The sequence below is a fragment of the Rhizobium sp. BK456 genome (assembly GCF_014194045.1).
In the GTDB taxonomy this organism is placed as follows: Bacteria; Pseudomonadota; Alphaproteobacteria; order Rhizobiales; family Rhizobiaceae; genus Rhizobium; species Rhizobium redzepovicii.
This window is the reverse complement of record NZ_JACIAO010000001.1, coordinates 147467-169915: the sequence shown is the minus strand read 5'-3', so window position 1 is coordinate 169915 and position 22449 is coordinate 147467. Positions and strand designations below refer to the sequence as shown.

Annotated in this window: 27 protein-coding genes; 13 read left to right on the top strand and 14 right to left on the bottom strand. The window is 60.0% G+C overall.

The window, feature by feature from the left end:
• Positions 1 to 44: 44 nt before the first annotated feature.
• From FHX03_RS34280 to FHX03_RS00910, 3 genes are all read left to right on the top strand, one after another.
• Positions 45 to 2114 (top strand): hypothetical protein, encoded by a 2070-nt coding sequence (locus tag FHX03_RS34280; RefSeq protein ID WP_246699178.1) that lies wholly within the window; start codon positions 45 to 47, stop codon positions 2112 to 2114.
• A gap of 122 nt (positions 2115 to 2236) precedes the next feature.
• The gene (locus FHX03_RS00915) at positions 2237 to 3592 is read left to right on the top strand and encodes a hypothetical protein (protein ID WP_183852040.1); all 1356 of its coding nucleotides are present in this window, start codon (positions 2237 to 2239) and stop codon (positions 3590 to 3592) included.
• A 129-nt stretch (positions 3593 to 3721) separates the two neighbouring features.
• Positions 3722 to 4279, top strand: a complete 558-nt coding sequence (locus tag FHX03_RS00910; RefSeq protein ID WP_183696015.1) for an acyltransferase — start codon at positions 3722 to 3724, stop codon at positions 4277 to 4279.
• A 218-nt stretch (positions 4280 to 4497) separates the two neighbouring features.
• On the opposite strand, the gene FHX03_RS00905 is transcribed toward FHX03_RS00910, so the two are convergent.
• Positions 4498 to 5445, bottom strand: a complete 948-nt coding sequence (locus tag FHX03_RS00905) for an acyltransferase family protein (RefSeq protein WP_183852038.1) — start codon at positions 5443 to 5445, stop codon at positions 4498 to 4500.
• A gap of 160 nt (positions 5446 to 5605) precedes the next feature.
• On the opposite strand from FHX03_RS00905, the gene FHX03_RS00900 reads away from it, so the two are divergent.
• From FHX03_RS00900 to FHX03_RS00870, 7 genes are all read left to right on the top strand, one after another.
• Positions 5606 to 5860, top strand: coding sequence for a hypothetical protein (locus FHX03_RS00900; RefSeq protein ID WP_183852036.1), 255 nt, complete (start codon positions 5606 to 5608; stop codon positions 5858 to 5860).
• Positions 5835 to 6299: a lysozyme gene (locus FHX03_RS00895; protein WP_183777436.1), complete on the top strand. Its 465-nt coding sequence runs from the start codon at positions 5835 to 5837 to the stop codon at positions 6297 to 6299. Before FHX03_RS00900 ends, FHX03_RS00895 begins: the two co-directional genes overlap by 26 nt.
• Positions 6299 to 6661: a hypothetical protein gene (locus tag FHX03_RS00890; protein WP_183852033.1), complete on the top strand. Its 363-nt coding sequence runs from the start codon at positions 6299 to 6301 to the stop codon at positions 6659 to 6661. The genes FHX03_RS00895 and FHX03_RS00890 overlap by 1 nt, the downstream gene beginning before the upstream one ends.
• A 19-nt stretch (positions 6662 to 6680) precedes the next feature.
• Entirely contained in the window at positions 6681 to 6893 is a 213-nt protein-coding gene (locus FHX03_RS00885) for a hypothetical protein (RefSeq protein ID WP_183852031.1), read from the top strand.
• Positions 6890 to 8515, top strand: a complete 1626-nt coding sequence (locus FHX03_RS00880) for a hypothetical protein (RefSeq protein WP_183852029.1) — start codon at positions 6890 to 6892, stop codon at positions 8513 to 8515. The genes FHX03_RS00885 and FHX03_RS00880 overlap by 4 nt, the downstream gene beginning before the upstream one ends.
• Positions 8512 to 8940, top strand: a complete 429-nt coding sequence (locus tag FHX03_RS00875) for a DUF1515 domain-containing protein (protein WP_183852027.1) — start codon at positions 8512 to 8514, stop codon at positions 8938 to 8940. Before FHX03_RS00880 ends, FHX03_RS00875 begins: the two co-directional genes overlap by 4 nt.
• A 133-nt stretch (positions 8941 to 9073) precedes the next feature.
• Entirely contained in the window at positions 9074 to 9259 is a 186-nt protein-coding gene (locus FHX03_RS00870; protein ID WP_183852025.1) for a hypothetical protein, read from the top strand.
• A 488-nt stretch (positions 9260 to 9747) separates the two neighbouring features.
• On the opposite strand, the gene FHX03_RS00865 is transcribed toward FHX03_RS00870, so the two are convergent.
• The 8 genes from FHX03_RS00865 to FHX03_RS00830 all read right to left on the bottom strand — a co-directional run bounded on the left by FHX03_RS00865 (position 9748) and on the right by FHX03_RS00830 (position 12899).
• On the bottom strand, positions 9748 to 9948 hold the full coding sequence (locus tag FHX03_RS00865; protein WP_097627469.1) for a hypothetical protein: 201 nt from the start codon (positions 9946 to 9948) through the stop codon (positions 9748 to 9750).
• 265 nt (positions 9949 to 10213) lie between these two features.
• Positions 10214 to 10381 (bottom strand): DUF3606 domain-containing protein, encoded by a 168-nt coding sequence (locus tag FHX03_RS00860; RefSeq protein ID WP_097627471.1) that lies wholly within the window; start codon positions 10379 to 10381, stop codon positions 10214 to 10216.
• A gap of 126 nt (positions 10382 to 10507) precedes the next feature.
• The gene (locus FHX03_RS00855; protein ID WP_183852023.1) at positions 10508 to 10744 is read right to left on the bottom strand and encodes a hypothetical protein; all 237 of its coding nucleotides are present in this window, start codon (positions 10742 to 10744) and stop codon (positions 10508 to 10510) included.
• Positions 10745 to 10945: 201 nt separating this feature from the next.
• Positions 10946 to 11389, bottom strand: a complete 444-nt coding sequence (locus FHX03_RS00850) for a pyridoxamine 5'-phosphate oxidase family protein (protein ID WP_183852021.1) — start codon at positions 11387 to 11389, stop codon at positions 10946 to 10948.
• 89 nt (positions 11390 to 11478) lie between these two features.
• Positions 11479 to 11625, bottom strand: coding sequence for a hypothetical protein (locus tag FHX03_RS00845; protein WP_165503970.1), 147 nt, complete (start codon positions 11623 to 11625; stop codon positions 11479 to 11481).
• 65 nt (positions 11626 to 11690) lie between these two features.
• Positions 11691 to 12053: a hypothetical protein gene (locus FHX03_RS00840; RefSeq protein ID WP_183852019.1), complete on the bottom strand. Its 363-nt coding sequence runs from the start codon at positions 12051 to 12053 to the stop codon at positions 11691 to 11693.
• A 126-nt stretch (positions 12054 to 12179) separates the two neighbouring features.
• Positions 12180 to 12443 carry a DUF1488 domain-containing protein gene (locus FHX03_RS00835; RefSeq protein WP_097627477.1) on the bottom strand — a complete coding sequence of 88 codons (264 nt, stop codon included), beginning with the start codon at positions 12441 to 12443 and terminating at the stop codon, positions 12180 to 12182.
• 153 nt (positions 12444 to 12596) lie between these two features.
• Entirely contained in the window at positions 12597 to 12899 is a 303-nt protein-coding gene (locus FHX03_RS00830) for a hypothetical protein (RefSeq protein ID WP_183777446.1), read from the bottom strand.
• A gap of 171 nt (positions 12900 to 13070) precedes the next feature.
• On the opposite strand from FHX03_RS00830, the gene FHX03_RS00825 reads away from it, so the two are divergent.
• A complete protein-coding gene (locus FHX03_RS00825) occupies positions 13071 to 13460 on the top strand; it encodes a hypothetical protein (RefSeq protein ID WP_097627481.1) in 390 nt (129 codons plus the stop codon).
• Between the two features lie 158 nt (positions 13461 to 13618).
• On the opposite strand, the gene FHX03_RS00820 is transcribed toward FHX03_RS00825, so the two are convergent.
• Complete coding sequence (locus FHX03_RS00820; RefSeq protein WP_183852017.1) at positions 13619 to 15121, bottom strand: DegQ family serine endoprotease; 1503 nt, start codon at positions 15119 to 15121, stop codon at positions 13619 to 13621.
• A 554-nt stretch (positions 15122 to 15675) separates the two neighbouring features.
• Here FHX03_RS00820 and FHX03_RS00815 point away from each other — a divergent pair.
• Positions 15676 to 16713, top strand: coding sequence for a LacI family DNA-binding transcriptional regulator (locus tag FHX03_RS00815; RefSeq protein ID WP_183777448.1), 1038 nt, complete (start codon positions 15676 to 15678; stop codon positions 16711 to 16713).
• A 136-nt stretch (positions 16714 to 16849) separates the two neighbouring features.
• Here FHX03_RS00815 and FHX03_RS00810 read toward each other — a convergent pair whose 3' ends face one another.
• The 4 genes from FHX03_RS00810 to FHX03_RS00795 all read right to left on the bottom strand — a co-directional run bounded on the left by FHX03_RS00810 (position 16850) and on the right by FHX03_RS00795 (position 21546).
• Positions 16850 to 19144, bottom strand: a complete 2295-nt coding sequence (locus FHX03_RS00810; RefSeq protein WP_183852015.1) for a PBP1A family penicillin-binding protein — start codon at positions 19142 to 19144, stop codon at positions 16850 to 16852.
• 106 nt (positions 19145 to 19250) lie between these two features.
• On the bottom strand, positions 19251 to 19892 hold the full coding sequence (locus FHX03_RS00805; RefSeq protein ID WP_097627489.1) for a peroxiredoxin-like family protein: 642 nt from the start codon (positions 19890 to 19892) through the stop codon (positions 19251 to 19253).
• Between the two features lie 453 nt (positions 19893 to 20345).
• On the bottom strand, positions 20346 to 20786 hold the full coding sequence (locus FHX03_RS00800; RefSeq protein ID WP_097627491.1) for a hypothetical protein: 441 nt from the start codon (positions 20784 to 20786) through the stop codon (positions 20346 to 20348).
• A 412-nt stretch (positions 20787 to 21198) separates the two neighbouring features.
• Entirely contained in the window at positions 21199 to 21546 is a 348-nt protein-coding gene (locus tag FHX03_RS00795; RefSeq protein ID WP_183852013.1) for a DoxX family protein, read from the bottom strand.
• 129 nt (positions 21547 to 21675) lie between these two features.
• Between FHX03_RS00795 and FHX03_RS00790 the strand changes: the two genes are divergently transcribed.
• Complete coding sequence (locus tag FHX03_RS00790; RefSeq protein WP_097627495.1) at positions 21676 to 22248, top strand: TetR/AcrR family transcriptional regulator; 573 nt, start codon at positions 21676 to 21678, stop codon at positions 22246 to 22248.
• The last annotated feature ends 201 nt before the right edge of the window (positions 22249 to 22449 follow it).

Sequence of the window (22449 nt, the reverse complement as noted above, 5' to 3'; positions counted from 1 at the left end):
ACAGACGGTTTCGACCGCGTCTTCTACGAAAGGGCAGTGGACCAATGTCACTAGCGTCATTCATTTTCGGCGGCGATACCGGCAAGACACAGGGCGACATCAGCAACCGGCGCAAGCAGCTGGCTGATGCCATGCTGCAGCAGGGCATGGATTCAGGCCCCGTACAATCCCCCTGGCAAGGGGCCGCGCGTCTTGTCCAGGCCCTCCTGGGCGGGCTGGCGATCCGACAGCAGGAGCAGCAGGCAAGCGGCGAGGGCAGCGCGGCGCCGGCCGGCGATCCGGGCGACTATCCCTTCGCGCCGCTGCCCGACAACGGGCCCGTTCCGCCGGAAAGACCCAGTCTCGACCCGCTGATGACGACGGACGATCGCGGCGAACAGCCCATGGCCCCGGCCGCCCAGCCCGGCGCCGGTCTCTTCGCGCCGCTGCCCAACAACGGGCCTATTCCGACGCCGAAGCCCTATCGCGACCCGATGGTCACGACGGACTATCGCCGGGCGGCCGACCAGCCTGGTGACGATCCCTTCGCACCGCCTGCCAATCCTCCCATTCCGACGCAGCGGCCTTATCGCGACCCGATGGTTACGACCGACTATCGCCGCGAGCAGCCGATGGCGGCCGATGAACCAGGCGACGATGCCTTCGCTCCGTTGCCTGACAACGGACCCATTCCCTCGCCGAGACCCGGATATCGCGACCCGCAGGTGACGACGGACGAACGCCGCCAACAGCCCGCGGCACCGGCTGCTGTCGGTGACGCCGCCGGATCCGCAAACGACGGGGCAGAGCTTCGAACGATTCTGTCCGATCCCGTTCGTCGCGCCGAACTACCGCCCGGCATGCGCAACAACAATCCCGCCAATCTCAAATACGCCGGGCAGCATGGCCCAGGAATCATCGGCCCCTCCGAGAACACCGACCAGGGCGATCCGCAAGTCGTCTATGCCTCGCCGGAAGCGGGCATGCGGCACAATTTCTGGCAGATCATGAGGAAGTATCGAAAAGGCATGCTGACGCCGAACCAAATGATTGCCAGCGATATGGGCTGGACGCCTAAGTCTTTTACGGCGGCTGCCAACGTCGCGCAAATGATGGGCATTGGCCCTGACGATGATCTGCGCCTGGACGACCAGGCCATGGCAAAGAAGTTCGTTCGCGCCCTCATCACGCAGGAGCAGGGGACGTCGGGCGCGCTTTATCCCGACAGCATGATTGAAGCGGCGATCGCGGCACAGACCGCTGGGACCGCGCATGCCGTCCCTACGAGGACCAAGGTGCCCATTCCGACGCCGCGACCGGAATATCCCGATCCGCAGATGACGACGGACGAGCGCCGCCAGCAGCCCGCGACCGCGCCCCAGCGGCCTGGCGACGATCCCTTCGTTCCAACGGGCAAAGTGCCCGTTCCCACACCGAAACCCGGCCGCCACGATCGGCAGGCGACAAGGGGTACTCCCAGCCAGCAACCCGTCGACGCCGATGTCTTCGACGGCTTCATGGGCACGATCAAGAACGGCTATAAGCAGCGGGATGGATCGATCATCAAGGTGACCAACCCTTATGGTCTTGCGGCTATCGCCTCGACGGGCCAGTCCGAAAGCCAGTTCTCGGCCAAGAGAGCCAATAGTTCCTGGTCCGACCCAAGCAAGAGCGGAAAGCCCGGCAGATCAGGCGCCATCATGTCGTGGCGCAACACCCGACTGCAGGCACTTTACGACTTCGCCGCCGCCAAGGGCGAAAAGCCGGGTTCGATCAGCCCGCAGACACAGGCCGAGTTCTTCCTGCAGGAGGACCCTCGCCTGATCGCCAGGCTGAACGCGGCTCAATCGCTCGAGGAGGCGCAACGCCTGATGAACAGGGCTTGGGCTTTTCGAGATTACAATGTTCCGGAGAACCAGGAGGCCGCAAATCGGTTCGCCAGAGCAAAGAGCTTTCTGCCGCAGTACCAGACTGACGGCGCCGCCGATCCTTACGCCCTGCCTGACAACCCGCCCATTCCAACATCGAAGCCGGACTCTCGCAATCCGCGGCAGACGATGAATCAAAGGCGCGAACCGGCGGCGGCCGCCCTCGTGCGTGCGCTCCTTGCCCGGCAGCAAAGTGGCCTCTGGTAGGCCGGTTAAGGGCGGCAACATGCGAACGTTCGCTTGGATCGCGATCAATCAGTTTCCGCGGCCGACAATACTCGATCTCAGGCCTCGCAATCGCGGGGCCTTTTCATTTCGGAGCAAGGTAAATGCCCAGAAATCCATCAACCGGCGTCTATTCCAAACCCGCCGGCACGACACCTTCCGTCGGCCAGGTCATCGACCCGGCGCCGTGGAACGCGCTGACAACCGACCTCGGCAACGAAATCACCAATTCGCTGCCGCGCGACGGTTCGGCGCCGATGATCGCACCGCTCAAGGCCGCAGGCGGAACCGTGTCCGCGCCGGGCGTCGGCTTCGCCTCGACCCCGCAGACCGGCCTCTATCTGAAAGGCGGCGGCCTGCTCGGCTTTGCCCAGAACGGCGTTGAGGTCGCATTCGATCAGGATCTGGTCTATGCGGTGAAGTCAGGCGATTACACCGCGCTCGCATCCGACGATAACGCCGTCCATCGCTTTACCGCGGCAGCCACGCTCACTTTGACCGCGGCGGCAACGCTCGGTGCAAACTGGCACTATTGCGTCATCGCCGATGGCGGGGATGTGACGATCGACCCGAATGGTTCGGAGACGATCGACGGCGCAGCCACGCTTATTCTCAAGGACGGTTACAGCGTCGAAATCATCTGTTCCGGCGCCGCTTTCTTCACCAACAAGCTCTTCGCCAGGATCCAGAGCAAAGCCGACAGTTCGGCGGTCGGCGATTTCATTGTCGGGCTCACCCTTTCTAACAACGGCGCCAGCCCGAATACGCATATCGATTTTGCCGCAGGATCTGCCAGGACGGGATCGAGCTTCGTTTCCAGCGCAACGTCATTGACGAAGCGAGTGACGGGAACATTTGCGGCTGGCACCGGTGCCGGCGGCCTTGACACTGGCGCCGTTGCGGCGAACGCGACCTACTTTGCATATGCCTTGCGCAAGGACGCAGACCTGTCTTTCGACATTGTTCTCTCGACCTCGGCGACGATCGGCGGCATCGCCACAACGCTGCTCACCGGCTATAGCATCGTCAAATGCATCGGCGTGGTGCTGACCGATGCCAACTCGCTCGTCCGGCAATTCGTGATGTACCCGCGTGACGAATATACTTTCGTTACGCCTGCAAAAGACGCTCTCAATGGGGCTATCTCTACGACTTCCGCACTCCTTGCGCTTACAGTGCCAAACGGGGTGAAGGTGAAGGCGAAGCTCCGGTTTGAACTCACATCGAGCGCGACGACCAATGCTGCACTGATTCACGATCCGGCGCAGGGTATTCTTACTGCTGGCATCTCTGGTGATGGCGGCAACCTAGGCGCCGTTCAGGTTGCAAACAACTATGCCATAGGCAGCCAGGATGTTTGGACGAACACGAGCAAGCAGGTCAGGCAGGTCGCTGGCGCTGCCGGTAATATCTGGGTGTGGACCGATGGGTTTCATTTCCCGTGCGGGAGGAGTGCATAGCGCCGGTTGTTTTTCCATCGAGCGATAGTGCAAAGGCGCATGCTCGCGAGCTTTTGGCGAGGATTACGCACGCGATCTCTGGCAATAGAAGACGTCGTGAGCTAATGACCTCCGGACTCGGAGGAAATCATGGCAACCGATAAAGCATCGTACCGAAATCGCGGAGGAATTCTTCAGCGTCTCGTTACCGCCTACAAGCGATTTCGCTACTTCAGCCGCGCCGGCTCGAACCTGGTTGTCAAGCGCAGCGCCGAGTTCCGCATGGTGAAGCAAGCAGTTCTTGAGGTCGGCAGCAACGTCACGATTCAAGACTATTCCTTCTTCCAACTCACGATGCCTGAGCCGAAGGTGTTTATTGGAAACAATACGGTCATCGGCCGCCGGAACATCATCACTGCCAAGAACCGCATATCTATAGGCAACGATGTGCTGATCGGCTCGGATGTCCAGATCATCGATCACGGCCACGGTATGAGACGAGACGTACCAATCAGGCTTCAGAAGGCCGAAATCGGTTTTGTCGAAATTGGTGATGATGTCTGGATTGGGGCGGGTGCCAAAATATTGATGAACGTCACGATAGGGACCGGCGCCGTGATCGGAGCAAATTCTGTCGTCACGGCCGATGTTCCCGACTATGCAATCGCCGTGGGGTCCCCGGCGAAAGTCGTCAAATACCGCGCTTAGTCAGCGCTTGCTTGTGGGCAGCATTATCGAGGCGGCGTTTTGCCTCAAGCGTTTCGCAGGCGACCTCGTCACGCTGCAGTTGCGTGATATTCCGCGCCTACGAGTTCAGCGACTATTCCTTCTCAGGTTGCCAATAACGTCTGTCATTCGCTGCCTCACCATGCAGCATATTGATAAATTTTTCTGCAGTGGCGGACCTTATCTCATGAAGAATGGGACTACCCGGCAACCATCCGTCTTCCCAGGCGGCGGGAAAGTTCATGGGCAGGTTTTTCCACGCAAAAGAAGAACGGGATGACGAGCAGGAGCGAACCGGCGCAGACAATGATCGGGCTAGTGATGCCAAGCCGCTCTATCGCTGCCGCTGCGATGACATGGACCAAATAAATCGAGAAGCAAGCTTCGCCAACCTTCTCCATGATCGGAGACGCGTTACCACGCTCAGCGTTCGCAGCCTCGGAAAGTATCCATCCGCAGGCAAGAACACCGAAAGGCATCATTGTCAGATAGAACCCGACCGGCGTGTTGATCGTCGCCCAATAGAGAATAGAGGCCGTGATCGCGGTCGCCGCTCTCCATATCCAGATGTTCCCCAAATACAGTCCCCTCCGATGGATCTGGGCGATGTAACAACCCATGAACCAGGCTGGCAGAGAGACCACCCAATTCAGTGACGGGCCGTAGATCTGCGCGTTGCCAGATTCATTAGACCCTAAACCGATGACGGTGATGTAGGAGACGATGACGGAAACGACGATCATTACCGGCCACCCGAATTTTCGTGAAATTGGCAGGAATAGCGGGTAGAGCGAATAGTAAATGACCTCGCAAACCACGGACCACAAGATGTAGCCGTCGACCGGGTTGTAAGCCCGGAGGCCGACCCACTGCGCCAGAGCCAGCGCGACAGCGGTCGGTATCATGATCCTGAGGTAACGCCTCTTTAGAAAGGCCACCGCCGACATTTCCGCCGCTCGGAACGGAAAGTGAATACAGAACCCCGAGATGACAAAGAAGACTATGACGGCGGGGTGGCCGGTAAAGATGTATCGCGAAATGCCAGGCATCGACGGCCCAAGCAAATGCGCAAACACAACAGACAGAGCGGCAACTGCTCTGACAGTATCCAGGCCTTCGATTCTATTTGAAAGTGGAAATGATCGCATACCGCTAACGTAACCGTTAAGCGAAAACTTTAGCAAGAGACAACTATTAGTGTACCTCACGGTACCTATATTGTGTTGCTGCGCCGGAAAGTCAGCCCTACGCGGCTCTCTGTCCGGGAGCCGGGCACCCCTGACCCCCACACAACCCGGAGCCCACCCCATGCTCGTCCATAACTGGCGCGCGGTGATCAAGCACGCCCGGTCCGTCCGCCTCATGGCGCTGGCGCTCATCTTCATCGTGCTTGAGCCCGTCATCAATTTCGTCGCTGCAACCTGGGTGTCGCGCAACCTCTACATCCAGCTCGCCATGTCGGCGGCAACGGGGCTTTTCGCCGTGGCGGCGATCGTCGCCCGCATCTTCGTTCAGCAGAAAATCTCAGGAGAATTGAATGGCAAACCGCCTGCAGAAGGGTAGTGCCGCAGCGGCCATGGCTGTGGCGCTTGTCGGCTCGTTCGAGGGATTGCGGCAGAATGCCTATCCCGATCCGGCCACGAAGGGGCAGCCATGGACGATCTGCTATGGCAGCACCAATGGCGTCAAACCCGGCGATCACAAGACGGTGGAGCAGTGCAAGGCGCTGCTGGCGCTGGAACTCAAGTCCTATGCGGGCGGCGTCGAACGCTGCGTGCGCGTGCCGCTGCCGGATGCGCGTTTCGTGGCGTTGACCTCGTTCGCCTATAATGTCGGCGTTACGGCGGCCTGCGGCTCGAGCGCGATCAGGCTCATCAACCAGGGCAGGACGGCCGAGGGCTGCGAGGCGCTGTTGAAGTGGAACCGCGCCGCCGGCATCACCTTTCCGGGCCTCACCCGGCGCCGGCAGAAAGAGCGCGCCTTCTGCCTCGAGGGCATCTGATGTTCTCCCTCCTCGACATGCTCAAGATGGGCGCCGGCATCGCCGCCGGCTTGGTGCTTTATCACCTTTATGCCGTTTCGATCGGCTATCCCTCGGCGGCCCGCGAGGCGCGGGCCGGCTATATCCTGCTGGCCGAGAAGAGCGCAGCCGACGCAAGAGCCGCCGAGATGGAGCGCCAGCGCAATGCGGCGTCCCAAGCCATCGAAGAGCACCGCAAGCGCTTGGCCGCCGCCGACGCGTCGGAGCAGGCGGCCAGAGACACACTCGAAACCGAGATCCAATCCTATGAGCTTCAGCTTTCGGAAAAGAACCGCGCTTGCGCTGTCACTGCTGCTGATCGTCAGTGGCTGCTCCGCCACTGAGCGGCTGAACAGGGCGGCGGTGACGAAGGGGCAGGCCGCGGCAGGCTTGGCGCTGCCGCCTTTGCCGGACGATCTCCTGAGGCAGGAAGCGCATGCGCCTGTCGTGGAAGGTCAGCCCGTCATCGCCATCCTCGCCCGCGAGCGGCAGGCGCTCGACCGCGCCAATGCCCGCCAGGGGCGCACCGTTCGCTTCTACGACGACCTCGCCACCAGATATGGAACCCGCCGATGATGAATGCCATCTCACTTGCCCTGACGTATCCGAGGGGTGGAGCTGTTCTGGCGCCACCGCCTTGGGTGCCGGATCCTGATCGCTACATGCCGGCGGCGACGCGCACGCGCTGGCCGACCGGCGCGACCGCCACGCCATGGACGTTCCCGGCCGGGCTGAATTACCAATGCACCAAGCTGTTCTTCGGCTCGCCCGACTATCCGACGAACGACTTCCTTATCCCGTTCGTCGGCTTCGCGCTGACCGAAGGCGGCAATGCGCCGCAAGAAACGCAGTCTCCGAACGCCGATACCGTGATCGACGAGGCGTTCTTCGTGATGCCGAACGGCACGGAATACCCGATCTTGTTTGGCGGTCTGGTGCCGGCGACGGTCACCGCCGCAACCGGCATTGTTTACGGGCAGGTCATACTGCCAATTGCTCTGCCGGCATGGTCGATCTTTGGCGTCCGGACGGTCTATCACGGCGCAGAGGGTGCGCATCGCTGCGGCTCCTATCGCATCCAGCGCCATCGCGGCGAAAAGTATTGGGGTGCCGCCGACTTGGCGTCTGTACAGGCGCTGGCGGCCGCCAACGGGGCGTCCACGGCGGCGCTCGATCCTGACAGCCTTTACAACACGATCGGCAACGCGACGAATTCGCAGATCCAGGCTTACGGGCCCGCGCTTGTCCTGGCGAAAGGATGGGACGGACGGCCGGTTCCACTCGTCGTCGGTGACAGCCTGATCGAGCGGCAGGAGATCGCCGCGTCGGCCGACGAGCGCGGCAACATGGGCATGATACGGCGATGGCTCGACCAGCGCGATCAGGTATGGGGGAGCACTGTCCCGCTCGTCATGGGCGTGCCTGGCGAGCATAACGAATTCGAGCTTGCCACCAACGCTACCAAGCGATGGGCAATGATCGACGCCATCAAGACGACGTTCAACGGCGGCAAAGACATTTGGACTTTCTGCCTCGACCAGGGCGGCCGCAACGACAACAACACGACGCTTTCGCTCTGGCAGTCGCGCAAGTTCGGGCTCGATGATCGGATCATCGCCCGGTATCCCGGCGCGCATATGGTGGGCATGACCATTCTGCCGACCATGGCGGGATCGTCGGATAGCGGCCGCACGGTCGCCGGCTACAGCGCGACGTCGGCGCTGTGGAACCCGGTCACGGGGACGCTTGCCAGCATGAACGCGTCACTCATCGCGTCGTCGCGGTTCGCCAAGACGATTGATATCGTGCCGGCCTTCATGTCGGACAGTGATCCGACGAAGGGATCGGCGGCCGAATTAACGCCGCTCGGCAACGTCATCGGCCATCCCGGCAACCAAGATGGCGTGACGACATGGGACACGATGCGCCTGCCAAACACGACAAAGCTCGGCGCGCGCATCATGTTCGAATATCAGCCTGGGCTCTGGACCAGCCGGACGCTGGTAGACCGAACGGATTTGGGAGACGGCACGGCGAACTACCGCGTCGCCGAAGTGCTGGCGACCAACGTGCAGGATAACGCCGCCCTGCTCGGTCACGCCTATACGGCCGCCGATTTCGTTCACCCGGCTCTCTATGGCGTCCTGCGTTTCGTCAGCCGTCTGCCTCAATCGCAAAAGGCGAAGTTCTATCCATGACATCCAATGACGATATTCTCCGCGCTCTCGGGCGCGTCGAGGGAAGGCTGACCGGCATCGAGGAAAACGTCGCGCTGCTGCGCAACGAGGTCAGCGACGAAAAGGCCAATGCTCATGACAGCCGCGCCGTGATCCACACCCGGCTCGACGAACAGGCAAGGCAGATCGCACATCTCGATACCAGGGCAGCGCTCAGCGGCGGTGTCGACGCCCAGATCCGCGAGGAGATCAAGAGCCTCAAGGAGACCGTCGAGAAGAACCAGGAGACGGTGGCGCCGGCGCTGGAAGAATGGAAACGGATGAAATCGATCGGTTACGGCATTTCGGGGCTGATTGCCTTTGCCGGGCTGACGGTCGGCGGGATGATTGCCTATGCGAGCGACGGTGCGGTGGCGGGCTTGAGGCATTGGTTGAAGATCAGTTGAGCTCGCCTAAGTTACTGCGCTGCTTGACGATCGATACATTTTTGCTGAACAGGGAGTAAGTAATACCAAAATTTAGACTTTGCTAACGAACCAATTCGCATCGTGCTGGTTTCCCTCTCAGGAGGAAACGGTCATGAAAAACATGAACAATCGCCAAGTTCGCATCGCCGGTCCGCGGGAGCATGATGTTGCAGAACATTGCCGCAAGTTCGGGATCGGTCCGGCCGAGGAAAAGAAGCTGAAGAAACTTCTCGGGGTTCGGGCGCCGCTGCATGAAATCCAGGCCAATGCGCCGCCGAGACAGCCGCGGTGGCGTTAGCAACGGTCGCGGTTCAGGCAGAGGATCTTTCACGCTGCGTTACGGTGATGATTCAAAGATTGAGCGAACCGCGGAAAGGGGAGGGGAGATGATCCCGTTTTCCGGTCTCTACGGCCGATTCTGTTGCTCATGCAGGGCCGTTTATGGTGATTATCCCGCGAAACCCGCCGAAAGCCCCGCTCTGCCGGGGTTTTTTGCTGGGCTGATGATGCGCGTTCGTTTTTCGTCAGCGCCGACACATACCAGTCTAGCGATTGAAGCGAAGCGAAGCAATTTCCGCTTGTTCCTCCGGCCGACTTGCGAGAGCAAAGGCTCATTTGCGGCGCCGATATGGGCGGAACTTCCGACAAATATTGACGTTGTGGCCGACGGACCGCGTAGCAGGTCTTGTCTCCTGTACCAACTGCTGCCCCTGCAGTCGCTGCGCGGTCCACTGCCACATCTCTCATGGCGGAAGTGCTCTTCCGCCCAGCAGCGCACAAATCCAATCAATACCGAAGTTGGCGCGACAGCATGAGGATATAATCGTCGGCGATATCGGCGATCACCATCGCGGCTTCCGCCGGCGGATAGCCCCTGCTGACGGCCTCGCCGAGGATCTTCATGACGAGAGGTTCAAGCGCTTCCCGGCAGTCGGCGAGAGTTTCGACATGCGGGCATTTGGGACGAAATTCCAAGACGTTGTTCATGGCTTACCCTCCATATGATCGAGCTCCGGCCTATATGGAAGCCGGCCTCTTCAGGAGAGGCGGGCCACGGTTCCGGCGAGCTGCTTCAGGAACCACAGATGTTACCCTGAAGATACGATGGCATAGGGCCTGATGTATTCAAGCGTATGCTGATATTAAGGTAAGCCAGTAGGGTTAATTCGTCCACTGAATCGTGTCATCGCAAGCCAGTGCCGGGAGCCGTGAGAGTTGCCCACCTGGCAACCCCCTATCCTTGTTCCCTTTTTCAGGCGCTGGTGCGGCGGCCGGCCTTATCGGCCTCTTTGCGATTGGCGCCATATTTTTCGATGATATCTTTGGCATCCTCATTGGAAATACGATGTTTCTTTGCGAAGTAGATCACGTCGTAGGGTCCGTCGGTCGTCGCCGCGTTTTTGGTTTTGTCATCGGTCATGCTATTTCCTTTCATGGAATTGTCGAGCTGAGTGGCGCGTCATGGCAGGACACGCCAGCTGCATGGTCTCATCAGGATTTGAGAGCCAGCATTCCGTCAACGTCGGCCGGACTGGCTTCGTTCCGGTTATCGATGCGACCGAGCTGTCGTGTGTTTTTCCCAGATCTGGGTTGCCTGAGCTGCGGTGCCGATTTTGTAGAAGGTGAGCAGGTGACGCCCTTCCGCCCGTCGTTTTTCGTCGAAAGCGCTGTTTTCGTAGTCGGAGCCTTCGATGATGCTCTCGCTTTGAAGAACGTCCTTCAGTTCCTGTACGAAATGTCCGGTGATGTTGAAAAGCGTCTCGTTTTCGGGTGCGTGGTTCATGGTTTTCCTTCGTGATGGTCGCGTGCCACTAAACGCGATGCTGGCTCAGCACGCGTTGGTAAAAAGCATCAAGCAATCCGCGCCCCTATGGGAAGGCTGGTATCGGACAGCGCTTAGCCGTGTCTGTGTGGAGTTCCATATATCGTGCAGCAACGCCGCCCTGCGAAATCGAGGGGGCACGGCAGGTCTGAAGGCTGCACCTTAAACCACTTGCCTCCCAGATACCATATCAATCGAAATGCCGAAGAATATGGAGGGAGCAGGACTGTCTTCGCTTTCCGAGTTTAACGCAAGCGCTCCGGGTTCCCACCAAAACGGTTGCTTTTGCAGAAGAGACCAGGCGTGGATGCGCTCGTCACGGCGGGCCGGCGTATCGGTCAGCTCATCAGAGGTGCCCTGAACAAGCACACTCTTCCACGTTCGGTTTTCGCCGAATTCTTCGACCTGAACACAGGCTGGTGCATTGGCCCGCAATAGATCAACTTTCAGGCCCGGCATCGAAAATATAAAAATCCGGTCTTTTTCATACGCATAGTGGATGGGAACGATATAGGGATATTGGTCGCCCTGGCATGCTAGGTGGCCACGGGTGTGGCCGGCCAGAAAGGCGAGGCAATCTTGTTCATCCATTTCTCGCAACTGCATTTGCGTTGTCCAGTTCCGTCATCAGGGTTAGTGACCTCGTCCGACAAGCGCAGCGAGGCGCGTCTTGGCCCGCCACGGTGTTGCAGCGCTTACCAGAGCACATCCTTGAAGACGACATAGATGATAAAAGCCACGCTGATCGCCGGCGTCAATTTCACCAGAAAGTCGATGTAGCGGAGCCTCCCGGCATGCTGAGCCAGACTTTTCCACGAATGGATTTTTATCATGGCTGACATGATGCCCTCCTTTGGGGCCGGTGAACTCTAACTACCCCGAAGCGGTGCCCGTTCACAAACTGCCACTACACCAGATATGGGTGCCAAACGTCTGCGCTACAAGGCGTGCGCGATTGCCGGTCAGGCAGGGAGCTCGCGCCGCTGCGCACAATCGCCAAGGGCGGCGCGAGCGTGCCGCGAGGACGGGGCGCGCTCATACAGGACTGTGCTTTTACCTCGACCATCGCTTCGATCAGCTTCAGGCGATCGAGCTTTCGCCGTTGATCATCGTAGAGCCTGCCCAACAGCTCGTAGGCCAATCCCGAGGGGCTGCCCTTAAGCCGTAGTCTCCCGATCACCATTTCCTGCTGGGCAATGCGTTGCGCCGCCTTCACGATGTGGCAACGTGCAAGCCTCAGGTCTTTCGTTCGGTATCGTGTCGAAACCATGCTTTGCCCCTCTCTCATCCGGCAGCCGCAGGTCCACCGTCGTTTCAGTCGCCGCGGTTCTGCGTCCGGAATTGTGCAGAACAAAAAAGGTGAGCATTTCCGTGGTTCTGAGAAAACGGAAATATTCTAACGAAAATCTTCGGCCTTGAGCGTGAAGTTGTTTCCGCGTCGATGCTGATAGGCTCTCGATGCTGCCTCCTGAATGGAAGAACGCGCGGCGTCGAAGGCATTGAGGTATGCGGCCTCGGACGAACTCTGTGTGATAGCACCACCGAGTGCGCCTTCCTCGACCAGGAACCGGACCTCGAACATGCCGTCATAGCCGGTGAAGCGCACGCCTTTTCGCACTTCGTCGAAGCTCCGGCTTCGGTTTGGAAAGATAAGTGCCATGGCGGTCGATCCTTAGAGATGGGCGCGGGCCGTTGTGCGGGCCCGGGAGCCGACGATGATCTGGATGCACTCAGAGAAGCACGAGCTTGAAGCCTGTCGGCATGTAGCGACCGCCAACCGATCTTAATGGCCCATCTTAGTGGCCAACCGATCTTAATGGATAGTCTGCACGATGACCCTGTTCTCCAGCAAGGCCTCCGATGTCTTGATCAAGCGCACAGTGCTGGCAATAATCTGGTCGGAATAAACAGGGTCCGCACGGGAAATTTCATCCGTCATATCGCGGAGAACGCTGTTTATCTCAAGCAGAGACGGCACAAGATTGAGCAATCCATCAGCCGCCAGCCCGTAAGCCAGGCGGCCGATGGCCTCACTCAGATGATCTATAAGGGCACGTCGTTCGGAAACCGCCAATGCCGACGGCCTTGTGAGGGTCGCTTCACCGTTGAACTGCATGATGCGTATCCTCCTCTCTCTAAAATGGGTTTTGCGACGACATTATCAATGGCTGCCGGCGAATGAGGTTGCGGCCATGTGGCAAAGAGCGCAAGCTGAGCGATCGGCGGGCACGATAAGGGCACCGCCGCTTGGGGCGCGTGAACCCTAGCCCCAATAAAGGAGGACTTCATGTCTTCCACATCTGAACGGTTTTTCGATGTCACCAATTTGCGAATGCTGGAGCGCATTCTTCGAAAGGCCGGTTTCCGCGGCGGCGAAACCTATGCGATTGATATCAGCGAGATCAGCGCGACTAGTTTCCTCATTCATTGTTTCCAGATTGGAATCGTCGATGAGGCGGCGCTGAGATCGGCTCTGAGAATGTATCTTGCAACCCAATTGAGTTCAGGGCCGCTCACCCAAGCAATCGAAGACGCGTCCTTTGTAAGATGGCAGGATGACGGCGGCGCTCCGCCCAAAGCCTATCGGATTGGCCGGTATACGGCACCCACGGGTGCCAACCCATCGCGGCGACCGGTCGGCTATCGCTTCCCAAGAACCAGGTTGCCTGAACGATGATCGTCAGTCACCGCCGCTCACTGCGGCGGCATACGCACCCAAGAGGGTGATCTCCCGACGCAGCAGCAATTCGACGCAATAGATTGGCGAGAGCCGAACGCGAGGGGGGCGGTTGGTCGAAAGCCCGTTCTCACGGGCTTTCCTTTGACTTCGAGCCGTCAGGCCGCACCGAACGGCACGGCGACGAAAGTCTTGCCGCCATCGCGTTCGACGAGCAGTAGCACCGATTTGCGGCCGGCCTTGCCGGCCTCGGCAATCGCAGTCTTGACGTCGCGACTGTTGTGGACCGGCCTGTCGTTGACCGAGACGATGACATCGCCCGACTGAATGCCGGCGGCCGCGGCCGACTTGTCGGGATCGACGCTGGCGACCACCGCACCGCTGACGGCGCGCGGCAGGTTGAGCTGCTGGCGCACGTCCGGCGTCAGGTCGGCAAGGCCGATGCCGAGGCTCGGCTGGCCGCTGCTCTCACCCTTGTTGTCCGAGCTTTCGGCGGCGGCCTGTTTCTGGCCATCCTCATTGCCGCCGACGGTGACGTTAAGATCGATCGTCTTGCCGTCGCGCCAGATGCCGAGAGATTTTTTGGCGCCTGGCGAAAGATCGGCCACCAGCCGCGACAGGTCCTTCGGCGTCTTGACGCTCTCGCTGCCAACCGAGGTGATGATATCGCCCGGCTTCACACCGGCATGGGCCGCCGGCGTATCGGCGGTGACGGCGGCAACCAGTGCGCCGCCTGTTTTGTCGAGGCCGACGGCATCCGCGACGTCTTTCGTCACGGGCTGGATCTGCACGCCGAGATAACCGTGATCGATCGTGCCGTCCTTCTGCAGCTTGGCGACGATCGCCTTGGCCTCGTCGGATGGAATGGCGAAGCCGACGCCGACACTGCCGCCGTTCGGCGAATAGATGGCAGTGTTGATGCCGACGACATTGCCGCTGCGGTCGACGAGTGGGCCGCCGGAATTGCCATGGTTGATCGGCGCGTCGATCTGGATGAAATCGTCATAGGGGCCGCTGTGCAGGTCGCGGCCGCGCGCCGAGACGATGCCAGCCGTCACCGTGGTGCCGATGCCGAAGGGGTTGCCGATCGCGAGAATCTGGTCGCCGAGCTTCAGCCGGTCGGAATCGCCCCAGGCAATGGTCTGCAGCGGCTTGCCCGCCTCTATCTTCAAGACGGCGACATCGGATTTCGGGTCGGTGCCGATCAGCTTGGCCGGCAGTTCGGTGCCGTCATCAAGCGTCACCTTGATGTCGACGGCGTTGTCGATGACATGGTTGTTGGTGACCACAACGCCGTCCGGGCTGATGATGAAGCCGGAGCCGAGCGCCATTGCCTGCTGCGAGGGCCGGTTTTTCGGCGCCTGCCGCGGCAGTGGGATGCCCTGATCCTCGAAGAACTGGCGGAACTGCTCATCCATCGGCGACTGTTGATCGGCGCTGACATCGGTCGCCTTCACAGTCGTGGTGATGGTGACGACGGCAGGCTTGTCGGTGTCGACGATGGAGGCGAAGGAGCCGCCGGCGGCGAGGACGCCGCCGGCATCCGCAGGCGAGGCGACGGCATTCGCCGCGTTGAGGGTGAGGGGCAGGCATGCCGCGCCGGCGATGATGGCAGCCCCGACCAGGGCTGCGGCGCGATGTTTGCGGAGGATGTGTGACATGGTGATGGTCCCTTGCGAGAGTGTTGGATTGTGGCGTCGGGGTTCCATGGCGTCGTGGTTCATGTCTTGGGACCTGGCGTCGGATGGCGTTGGCGCCAATTCATCTCATCGCAGCGCAGTCGTTTAGGTCGCGACCGGGCGAATGCAAGAATTCGCGCTCGGGATTCATATGATCGCGGTTGGTGGATTTACAAATTAAATATTGATCATCTTTATATTGCCGATTTGTAAGAAATGACCGGAATTTAATCTTTGTGCCGAATGTCTTTGGCCGGGGTGCCGCGCGCCGGAAATTCCGGCCGGGACGTTGTCTCGCAGCGCACTCTTCGCAGCGATTTCCTTCGCAAATAAACGGACTTATTCCAGGGCGCGGTGATCCGACCGCCATATCCGCCCGTAACTTGCCGACAGACGATCGCGCCGCCGTTTCCGGAGATTCTATTCCCGGAATCTGTTGCGAATATAAAATGTTAGTAGACTCTAAATTATTTATTCTTCAGAAGTGAAGACTGCGAATCGGGGCAGCTGAGTCTCGCGGTGGCATAAGAGGGGCGATGAACAAGGCAGTTGAGCGGGGGCGCAACGGCAAGCGCGGCGCGCATGTGACGTTGAGCGATGTGGCGAAGAAGGTGGGCGTCAGCCCGATCACCATCTCGCGTGCGCTTCGCAATCCTCAGATCGTCTCGGAAGATCTGCGCGAGGTGATCCTGCGCACGGTCGAGGAGATGGGTTATATCCCCAATCTTGCCGCCCGGGCGCTTGCCGGCCGCCACAACGGCATCGTCGGCGTCATCACGCCCGCCTTGCACCAATACGGCTTCACCGGCCTGATGGTCGGCATCGAGGATCGCTTCCGCGACACCGAATTCACCGTGCAATATGCCAATACTTTGAACCATGGCGAGGGGGAGGCCGGTCTGCTGAAATCCTTCCTGACGCAGAAGCCGGCCGGCGTCATCATCGCCGGCGCCGAATCCTATCGCGATCTTCTGCCGCTGATCGAGCGCGCTGCCTGTCCCATCGCCCATATCACCGATCTCAGCCAGGAACCGCAGAAGCTGGTCGTCGGCCTCGATCATTATACGGCAGGCGCCGAACCCACCCGCTTCCTTCTGTCGAGGGGCTATAAGAGGATCGCCTTCTTCGGCCGGGGCGCCGATGTCCGCTCGCGCCGCCGTATCGAAGGCTATGAGGCCGTGATGCGGGACGCCGGGCGTTTCGACCCAGATCTCATCATCGGCGGGGAGGCGGCAAGCCGCACCGGCCTCGGCAGGGAGCTGTTCTCCCGCCTGTTGCAGCGCGTACCCGATGTCGATGCCGTTTTTGCCCAGAGCGACGAACTGGCGCTCGGCGTCCTCATCGAATGCAAGGCGCGCGGCATCCGCGTGCCTGAAGAGCTCGGCATCTGCGGCTTCAACGATCTGGAATTCTCGGCCTTCATCGAGCCGTCGCTGACGACGGTGCATATACCGCGCTACGATATCGGCTACCGCGTCGCCGACATGCTGCTGCGCGCCGTCCGCGACCAGCCGCCGGATGAAGACAAGGCCGACCTGGGCTTTACCATTATTCCGCGCGGTTCGACGCGGTAATTGCGCGAGCTGCACCCGTCCCCATATCCATTGCCGGGAGAGATGCCGATGGCCGACCTCGCCCTTCGAGGCGTTGCGGCCGATCGAAAACAGCGGCGTCAGGCTGGGCGACCGGTTCGATCTCTGCCCATCCACATCACTTTTCGCAAAGCCGTCGGCTGCCGGAATATGGCTGATAGGTACAATCGGACGGCCGGAAGGAGCGGTAGCTGCGCGAGCAGGCAGTGATGTTGCAGGACTGCGGCGCGCCTTGGCCATCGACGGCTGCTTCTGTCGATCGCACACCGTCCAACGTTGGTTCGCTCGTCGCCTCGCGCATGAAGTCCCGCCAGATATGCGCTGGCAGGGCGCCGCCGGTCACTCCCTTCATCGGCGCGTCGTCATCGTTGCCAACCCAGACGCCGACGACGAGGGCTTCCGTGAAGCCGACGAACCAGGCATCGCGATTGTTCTGGCTCGTGCCGGTCTTACCGGCGGCAAAGGTTCCCGGATCTGCTCCGCGTCCCGTACCACGCTCGACCACCAGCTGCAGCAGGCCGAGCAGATCGGACTGGTAGGGCGCAAGGTCGACATTCGGCTTTGATTGTGAGCCAACGCGAAACGTCTTGGGCTGCCCCGCCGCTTGAAAGTCGATAATGCCCCAGGGTTTGACGGGGGCCCTGCCGAGCTGGACCGACGCATAGGCGCTGGTGAGGTTGAGCAGATTGACTTCGGATGTGCCGAGCGCCAATGACGGCGTGTTGGCCAGTGGCGCATCGATGCCGAGTTCGCGCGCGGCGGCAATCACATTGTCCAGCCCCACCTCCTGCGCAAGCGTCACCGATGCAGCATTCAGCGATCGCGCGAACGCCTCGGCAAGCGTGACCCAACCGCGATAGTCGCCACCGGAATTTTCCGGCGACCAGCCGTTTATGTCTATCGGCGCGTCCAGAACCTGGTCGGACAGAGTGAGACCAGCCTTCAATGCTGCGTAATAGACGAACAGCTTGAAGGTGGAACCCGGCTGGCGCATCGCGGTGACGGCGCGGTTGAACTGGCTCGCCTTGTAGTCACGGCCGCCAACCATCGCAACGACCGCGCCGTCGGGCGTCATCGCAACCAACGCCGCCTGCGATGCGCCGACCGTCTTTCCCTCACCGTCGAGGGCTCGTTTCACCACCCTTTCGGCGATCTGCTGCAATGTCGGCACCAGCGTGGTGCGCACCGTGGTCGAACCCGGCGAGGCGCCGGCGATTTCGCTCGCTTGCGGCGAAATCCAGTCGGCAAACCAGCTTCCGGAACGCGGCGTTGGTGTCGTTGGATGGAGGCTCGCAAAGCTCGTCTTGGCCTCGGCCGCCTCCGGCGCGGTGATCTTGCCATTGGCCGCCATCGCGTCGAGGACGACCATGGTGCGCTGCCGGGCGCCTTCGAAATTGTCGATCGGATTCCATTGGCTCGGCGCCCGCAGTAGTCCCGCCAGCATCGCCGACTCCGGCAGGTTGAGGGCGCCGATATCCTTGTTGAAATAGATGCGCGCGGCGGCAGGCATGCCCGTCGCCCCCGCGCCGAGATAGACGCCGTTGAGATAACGCGTCAGGATTTCCGCTTTGCCGAGCTTCCACTCCAGCCAGAAGGCGATCACGACCTCCTGAATCTTTCGTTTGATCGTTCGGTCGCTGTCGAGATATTGCAGCTTGATGAGTTGCTGGGTGATGGTGCTGCCACCCTCCACCACCGAGCCGGCCTCCAAATTTCGCCAAAACGCCCTTGCGATGCCCCTGGGATCGATGCCGAAATGATCCACGAACCGGCGATCCTCGATGGACAGGACGGCATCGATCAGATGCGGTGGAAATTGGTCGTATCGAGCATATGGCCCTTGATAAGGTCCCTGTCTGACCAACGGCGCGCCGTCGGCAGTTTCCAGCACCACGATCGGCTTTAACGTTCCATCCCGGATTTCGCTCCAGGGCACGTCTTTCAGGGCCCAGACCAGCACACTCCCGACGAGGAGGCAGACAAGAAGGATCGACCCGAGAGCGAGTTTCCGCCAGCCCGCAATGAACGATGCGCTCCCACGACTTTCACGCGGCTTTGAACGCCGACCGCGAATACCGCGCCAGGCTTTGACCGAAGCAGTCGTCAGCCATCTGTGGGGAGCTGAGGTGACTGCAGACCGGCTCGACCTTGTTAGCTTCGTCTTCAATAACAAGGCGGCTGCCTTGATCCTTGCCAAAGCAGAACTTGCCTGCAAATCCTGGCGTATCGCACCCAATAGCGTTCTGGCGGCCCGTCTGGTTTGGTCGAAGGATCCGTGGGGCGGCTGCGGGTCTTCGCCTTGAGTTCCAGGCGAATCCAAGGTGTCCGCTTGCGCTGCCGAATTCAGTGTCTTCTCGCGATCCGAGCTCGAGCTGCTGACGCTTTCACCAGAGGATTCGGGAGAATTGGGCATCGGTTACCGCCTCGGACAGGTCGTTTTGATGATCTACCGCCCAGTCGTAAATGGCCAGCAACCCACTGCGCAACCGCGCGGTGGGCGTCGAGCGCGTTTTTTGATGTTAAAGTGCGACTTGGGAAGCTGCCGACATCAATTCCTGGGAATTCGGTGCCTTGAATGTCTGCAGCCCGGCCTCCAGAACTTCAGTGAAGCTCCAGCGCACGATGCCCTCCCGGTCTATCAGGAACTGACCGACAAGCTGCCCGTGGTCGGCAGTCATCATCTGCTCATCGGCTGCCGTAACTTGATATCCTTCCTTCTCGTTGAGAAATTCGTCCATTGCCATCACGCTCATCGGCTCGGGCAACTCGTCCGGAAGATCGATCCGTATCGCCATGGCCGCGTCGATCCCGATCTCGCGTAAGCCGAAGGCTTGGTGCGAAGCCCGTGCCGGGTCGGAAGCAGCAAGAAGATCGGATATTGGGTGGTAACGGAAATAGAGCCGCGCGCGTTCGACCGGGGTGTTTACCACGGCCAGGGATTGGACGCCTTTCTCACGCAGCATCGGGTTGAGGTATGCCATGGCCGCGACATGGCGCCGGCAGAACGGGCAATGCAGGCCTCGAAACAAACCGATCAACAATGGGCTGCGGCCACGAAAATCATCAAGTGCGATCTTCCCCTCGCGCGAGATCGCATCGAACTCAACGTTCGGGACCCGGTCGCCCGGTTGTAGCGGATGGTCGACATAGGGCGTGGACATGGACAACCTCCTCGCTCGGGGATCAGTCGAGAAAAGGCGCCACGTCGAGTGTTTCGAGGTCGAGATTGAACGTTGCAGACCTGACCTCTCGTTTTACCGCACCGCCAGGATCCGATCTAAGAATGGCCCCACTTGAGCCCGCGGGCAAGCGGTAAACGGCGAATCGTGAATTGAGAAAGTTCGTTTTCAGTCCCCCCAGCTCAATTTTCTTTGTTGGTCTCTGGCCGCTCCCGCAGCTCAAGCCTTCAATGCTGTGGGTCATGGCTCAAGCAGCAGATTTCAGCTTGCCACCGACCGCCCAGGAATCCTTAGGCGATCTCCGGTTTGCCAGATCTCCAGCGATTCCGGCGGCACGCCAGCGTTCGACGGCGGCCTTGGTCGCTTCTCAAACGAAGGCGCGCTTCTGATCGTCGGGGTGGCAGATTGCAGGGACGACGAACGGAGCGACGGCTCTTACTTTACCGTGATGGCAATACCGCTAAGATCGGCGTTGACCTGCAGGCCTACCTGCTTGCCTGAGAGTTCGAGTTGGGCGCCCTTGTCGTTGGTCATGACGATCACCTGGGCCCCTTTGCCGACGGCGCCGCCACCGCCCGCCGCACCGTATACCCCCGTCACATCTTGGGCGCGGCGAATATGGTGAACGGTACCACGGAAATAGGTCTTAGAAGCTCCGAAGGCGAGGCCGCCCGAGATGCCGCCGACAGAGATGGGATAGCGGCGACCATGAAAGGTCAGCATGCCCTCGCCTCCAGAACCACCCACAAAGAAGGCCGCCTTGTAGACTGAGAAACTGATCTTACCGTCGTCGGCATACGCGGCGCCAGCAGCGCTGATTCCTGCTGCTGCGATAACCGCAGCCGCGACTGAACGAAATCCGGACGAAATCTTCATGATGCGTCTCCTAAAATCGAGGCTAACCCAGCCAGGAGGGCACGTCAGCAGTATGCCAAAGTCACAGCTGAAACAGTATCGATCGTCAATAGTTCCAGACTCCAGCTGGGAGACGGCCGCCACGAAACGAGGTTGATAATAGTCTCGGTGGCCAGCCGATGGCAGCCAACGCTCGGCTCACTCAGCATTGCCGAAATCTCGAGCATTTGTCGATGATGGACGGTGATGTCGAGCGCCGAAATTGTCGTATTCATCCGGATACGATTTGCGCTGCCGCAGGAGTTCGCTCCGACCGACACCTTCTTCTAGGGGGGCGATGACAGGGGATTGGGCGACAACCGACGTCTGGCGATGGAGACTTTTGGGGCCGTACGCCCAGGTTTCATCTGGATGGCACTGTACCGCGCGATATTCAGGCATGGCCGGTGACACTCGCCAGTGCCAGGAGCAACAGGAACGCGAGAGGTGGCGGGAGCTCCCGATAGTTCCTGATACGAACAATGGCTACGATCGCGGCGAGCATAATCGAGACGCCCAACGCGACCCCGATATATCGGGTGCCGGCTATCACCAAAAGCACCGCAGTTACGAGCTCGAAGGCGGCCGTGACCCAGCACCACCAGAAAGGAAATCCAAGTCGCACGAAACCCATGCGGATTTTCGGATGTCCACTTGCATTGACGATGGCGCCGACGAGAAACGCGCCGGCGGCCAGCCAGATGAAGATGGTACCGAATGATGTGCTTGTGAAAATATTCATTGGAAGTCCCGTCTAGGTCTTTTCTATATATCAACGTTATATAATCTAGCAATGCTAGTTTGTCAATCAATGTTCCTTTTGATAATTTCGCGCCAGGAAAAATCGCGCGCATGAAGATTGGGGCACTGAGTGGGTATCAGCGAACGCAAGGCTCGAGAGCGGGTCGACCGTGAACGCAGGATCGTCGTAGCTGCACGGACGATCGCAGAACGCGACGGCTGGGCTGCCGTCACGATCCGGCGTCTCGCCGAGGAGATAGAATACAGCCAGCCAGTTCTCTATTCGCATTTCGAAAATCGCGATCAGATCGTCGGAGCAGTCGCGCTTGAAGGCTTCGGCGAATTGGCTGCGACGCTCCGCGCTGCGATCCACCCATCGTCCACGTCAAAGGCGCGAGTGGAAGACGTCGCAGCCGCCTATCTCGATTTCGCTTTCGCTTGCCCTGCGATGTACGAGGCGATGTTCGTCCTGCCGACTGGGCTCCACTTCGCCAGATCCGACACGCCAGCCCAACTTCGCGATGGCTTCGGAGCCATGGCGACGGTGATCGCGCCGTTCTCTCAGGATGTAGATACCGCTACCGAAACTTTCTGGGCGGCACTTCACGGTTTGGCGGAGCTTGAACGTCACGGCAGGATAAGACCCACTTTCCGGGCTCAACGTATTACGCTCATCATGAAGATGGTGTCGGGTCAACTCTGAGAGCAGGGTCTTGCGATTAATCTGATCCCGCCTAAGTGGCTTGAAAAATGCCGGACAAGGCAAAGGCCTTAAGGCTAATGCATGTCGCCCGGAAGTGTGCAGCGGTTCCGGGGTAACGGCATGCATGAAAAAAGAGCTTTAGGAGTTTGGCCGCTTCGGGCCGAAAGCCGGCGTGCAACGTCCGAGGATCTGCTCGATTTC

What these genes read in the sequence shown, in the direction of transcription:
- FHX03_RS34280 (WP_246699178.1), top strand. Translation starts at nt 45, where the DNA reads ATGTCACTAGCGTCATTCATTTTCGGCGGCGATACCGGCAAGACACAG.
- FHX03_RS00915 (WP_183852040.1), top strand. Translation starts at nt 2,237, where the DNA reads ATGCCCAGAAATCCATCAACCGGCGTCTATTCCAAACCCGCCGGCACG.
- FHX03_RS00910 (WP_183696015.1), top strand. Translation starts at nt 3,722, where the DNA reads ATGGCAACCGATAAAGCATCGTACCGAAATCGCGGAGGAATTCTTCAG.
- FHX03_RS00905 (WP_183852038.1), bottom strand. Translation starts at nt 5,445, where the DNA reads ATGCGATCATTTCCACTTTCAAATAGAATCGAAGGCCTGGATACTGTC.
- FHX03_RS00900 (WP_183852036.1), top strand. Translation starts at nt 5,606, where the DNA reads ATGCTCGTCCATAACTGGCGCGCGGTGATCAAGCACGCCCGGTCCGTC.
- FHX03_RS00895 (WP_183777436.1), top strand. Translation starts at nt 5,835, where the DNA reads ATGGCAAACCGCCTGCAGAAGGGTAGTGCCGCAGCGGCCATGGCTGTG.
- FHX03_RS00890 (WP_183852033.1), top strand. Translation starts at nt 6,299, where the DNA reads ATGTTCTCCCTCCTCGACATGCTCAAGATGGGCGCCGGCATCGCCGCC.
- FHX03_RS00880 (WP_183852029.1), top strand. Translation starts at nt 6,890, where the DNA reads ATGATGAATGCCATCTCACTTGCCCTGACGTATCCGAGGGGTGGAGCT.
- FHX03_RS00875 (WP_183852027.1), top strand. Translation starts at nt 8,512, where the DNA reads ATGACATCCAATGACGATATTCTCCGCGCTCTCGGGCGCGTCGAGGGA.
- FHX03_RS00870 (WP_183852025.1), top strand. Translation starts at nt 9,074, where the DNA reads ATGAAAAACATGAACAATCGCCAAGTTCGCATCGCCGGTCCGCGGGAG.
- FHX03_RS00865 (WP_097627469.1), bottom strand. Translation starts at nt 9,948, where the DNA reads ATGAACAACGTCTTGGAATTTCGTCCCAAATGCCCGCATGTCGAAACT.
- FHX03_RS00860 (WP_097627471.1), bottom strand. Translation starts at nt 10,381, where the DNA reads ATGACCGATGACAAAACCAAAAACGCGGCGACGACCGACGGACCCTAC.
- FHX03_RS00855 (WP_183852023.1), bottom strand. Translation starts at nt 10,744, where the DNA reads ATGAACCACGCACCCGAAAACGAGACGCTTTTCAACATCACCGGACAT.
- FHX03_RS00850 (WP_183852021.1), bottom strand. Translation starts at nt 11,389, where the DNA reads ATGCAGTTGCGAGAAATGGATGAACAAGATTGCCTCGCCTTTCTGGCC.
- FHX03_RS00845 (WP_165503970.1), bottom strand. Translation starts at nt 11,625, where the DNA reads ATGTCAGCCATGATAAAAATCCATTCGTGGAAAAGTCTGGCTCAGCAT.
- FHX03_RS00840 (WP_183852019.1), bottom strand. Translation starts at nt 12,053, where the DNA reads ATGGTTTCGACACGATACCGAACGAAAGACCTGAGGCTTGCACGTTGC.
- FHX03_RS00835 (WP_097627477.1), bottom strand. Translation starts at nt 12,443, where the DNA reads ATGGCACTTATCTTTCCAAACCGAAGCCGGAGCTTCGACGAAGTGCGA.
- FHX03_RS00830 (WP_183777446.1), bottom strand. Translation starts at nt 12,899, where the DNA reads ATGCAGTTCAACGGTGAAGCGACCCTCACAAGGCCGTCGGCATTGGCG.
- FHX03_RS00825 (WP_097627481.1), top strand. Translation starts at nt 13,071, where the DNA reads ATGTCTTCCACATCTGAACGGTTTTTCGATGTCACCAATTTGCGAATG.
- FHX03_RS00820 (WP_183852017.1), bottom strand. Translation starts at nt 15,121, where the DNA reads ATGTCACACATCCTCCGCAAACATCGCGCCGCAGCCCTGGTCGGGGCT.
- FHX03_RS00815 (WP_183777448.1), top strand. Translation starts at nt 15,676, where the DNA reads ATGAACAAGGCAGTTGAGCGGGGGCGCAACGGCAAGCGCGGCGCGCAT.
- FHX03_RS00810 (WP_183852015.1), bottom strand. Translation starts at nt 19,144, where the DNA reads ATGCCCAATTCTCCCGAATCCTCTGGTGAAAGCGTCAGCAGCTCGAGC.
- FHX03_RS00805 (WP_097627489.1), bottom strand. Translation starts at nt 19,892, where the DNA reads ATGTCCACGCCCTATGTCGACCATCCGCTACAACCGGGCGACCGGGTC.
- FHX03_RS00800 (WP_097627491.1), bottom strand. Translation starts at nt 20,786, where the DNA reads ATGAAGATTTCGTCCGGATTTCGTTCAGTCGCGGCTGCGGTTATCGCA.
- FHX03_RS00795 (WP_183852013.1), bottom strand. Translation starts at nt 21,546, where the DNA reads ATGAATATTTTCACAAGCACATCATTCGGTACCATCTTCATCTGGCTG.